1 protein-coding gene and 1 pseudogene are annotated in these 1,134 nt (G+C 67.7%); both read left to right on the forward strand.

The genetic code is table 11. The annotated features are described in order from the left end of the window. Positions 1-16 precede the first annotated feature (16 nt). Positions 17-742 (forward strand): YebC/PmpR family DNA-binding transcriptional regulator, encoded by a 726-nt coding sequence (locus tag AC1D15_RS33550; protein ID WP_047505587.1) that lies wholly within the window; start codon positions 17-19, stop codon positions 740-742. 10 nt (positions 743-752) lie between these two features. Then, a pseudogene (locus tag AC1D15_RS33555) lies at positions 753-1,134 on the forward strand (phosphoribosylamine--glycine ligase); the annotation flags it as partial.

A 1,134-nucleotide genomic window follows, 5' to 3' on the forward strand; every position in this document is an offset into this window, starting at 1 on the left:
CCTCAGAGGAGCCTTCATGGCCGGACATTCGAAATGGGCCAACATCCAGCACCGCAAGGGGCGTCAGGATGAAAAGCGCGGCAAGATCTGGACGCGCGTGATCCGCGAGATCATGGTCGCCGCACGCCAGGGCGGCGGCGACGTCAAGGAAAATCCGCGCCTGCGGCTGGCGGTCGAGAAGGCCAAGGCCGCCAACATGCCGGCCGACACCGTCAAGAAGAACATCGACAAGGCCACCGGCAACCTCGAGGGCGTCAGCTACGAGGAGATCCGCTACGAGGGCTACGGCATCGGCGGCGCCGCGGTGATCGTCGACTGCATGACCGACAACCGGGTGCGCACCGTCGCCGAGATCCGCCACGCCTTCAGCAAGTACGGCGGCAACCTCGGCACCGAGGGCTCGGTGGCCTTCCAGTTCAAGCACTGCGGCCAGTTCGTGTTCGCCCCCGGCACCAGCGAGGACAAGGTGATGGAAGTCGCCCTCGAGGCCGGTGCCGAGGACGTGGTGACCGACGACGACGGCGCGATCGAGGTGCTGTGCGCGCCGCCCGATTTCGAGGCGGTCAAGGCGGCGCTCGAGGGCGCGGGGCTGAAGCCAGACGTGGCCGAGGTCACGATGCGCGCCGAGAACACCATCGAGCTGAGCGGCGAGGATGCGCAGCGCATGCAGAAGCTGCTCGACGTGATCGAAGACCTGGACGACACGCAGGATGTCTTCCACAACGCCGTTCTGGGCGAATGAGAGTGAACGCATGAAAGTTCTGGTGATCGGTTCGGGCGGGCGCGAGCACGCGATGGCCTGGAAGCTCGCGCAATCGTCGAAGGTGCAGGTGGTCTACGTCGCGCCGGGCAACGGGGGGACCGCGCTCGACGCGCGGCTGAAGAATGTCGCGATCACCGATGTCAAGGCGCTGGCCGACTTCGCGGTGGCCGAGAAGATCGCGCTGACGGTGGTCGGCCCCGAGGGGCCGCTCGCGGCCGGCGTGGTCGACGAGTTCCGCGCGCGCGGGCTGCGCGTGTTCGGCCCGACGCAGGCCGCCGCGCAGCTCGAGAGCTCGAAGGCCTTCGCGAAGGACTTCATGCAGCGCCACGGCATCCCGACCGCGCTGTACGCCACCTTCGACGACCCGAAGG

Source organism: Rhizobacter sp. P2_H2, from assembly GCF_056403375.1.